This is a genomic window from Mesorhizobium sp. WSM4850, from assembly GCF_055811735.1.
This window is the reverse complement of sequence record NZ_JBVVPV010000140.1, coordinates 1-1,138: the sequence shown is the minus strand read 5'-3', so window position 1 is coordinate 1,138 and position 1,138 is coordinate 1. Positions and strand designations below refer to the sequence as shown.

Below are 1,138 nucleotides of genomic sequence, written 5' to 3'. Positions count from 1 at the left end.
AGTGCAGCCATTCCCCTCAGGATTGCACGTCTCAAGGGACTATTCCTGGTCTCGTCGTGTTTCCACGTGTCCATCTGTAGTTCCTCCCAGCTCACGTTCTTGTTCGCCGCTAGTCCCACGAAATAATATCTGAGCCGACATTCAGCTCCATGCGCATGCGGCAGTTCCACTTGTCATGCGGGTTTCAAATCGCGCCCCGATATCCCTTGGGCTTTCCAGCCCAAGCTTGATACCGACCGTTCAGTGCCCCTCATAACGGTCGCGGAGAGCCGGAGAACGTCGATTTCCTGCATCTGCCGCAAATAATTCGCGCAAACTGCTCATTCGACGCTGCTACATTCGCACTGAGCACGCGGCTTCAGGCTGCCAAATCGAAGTAGTAGCCCAGAGTGACCTGCTGAGGCGCAACTATCCGGAAGGGAAGGGACGTCAGGCACGAAGAACAATCCACACCGCACCCCGGATACTCGAGCGCGACCTACCCGCGGTCGAACCAATGGACGTGAGCAGGTCGAGCCAATTCGAGGCTTCGGGGGGGGCTATCGCAAGATATCGGCGGGTTGCGATCCGAGGTCTGGTTATGGAACTCGTCAGGACCATTCCGCCGAAGATCGAGTACTACTCCCGAGATCGGTTGCGGCCACAAGGATGCTTCGGAGAAGTACTTGCGGCCGGGAAAGGATCAATCTGCTTCCTGCCGGAGCAGCAACAGGGGTTCAGGGCTTGTGCAGAGAGGATTCCGACTTACGCCACCTCCCAAGGCGTACCAGCCCGGCAGCGAGCTTAGTCTCCTGCCGGGCTTCAATTGGCTGAGTGTCCGCGCAGATTGGCTGCTCTCCGTGCCTTAGTTGGTTCACTGAGTGGCGGCGGCTCCTCACTGTAAAGGAATGTGACAATGGAACAGGAGCGAGAGTAAGCGATTGCATGAGCAGTGTCGCGGCGCAGACGAGGGTCCAGGTTCACCGGCGGCATTTGCGCCGCTCAAGAATCCAACCTTTCGTTCGATCTGGCTGGCCTCTCAAGTCTCCTCCCTCGGCCGGTTGATGCAGACTGTTGCCATTAGCTAGGGTCAGGACCTATTAATCCGGTTGAATTGATGGTGAGCGGCTGATTCATTGTTGGCGGAGGTGCCACGATG

The 1,138-nt window shown here is 57.4% G+C and carries 1 protein-coding gene; it reads left to right on the top strand.

What is annotated here, in order from left to right; genetic code table 11:
* Positions 1 to 920 precede the first annotated feature (920 nt).
* A complete protein-coding gene (locus AC0L2Z_RS35275; RefSeq protein ID WP_473630626.1) occupies positions 921 to 1,067 on the top strand; it encodes an MFS transporter in 147 nt (48 codons plus the stop codon).
* Positions 1,068 to 1,138 lie beyond the last annotated feature (71 nt).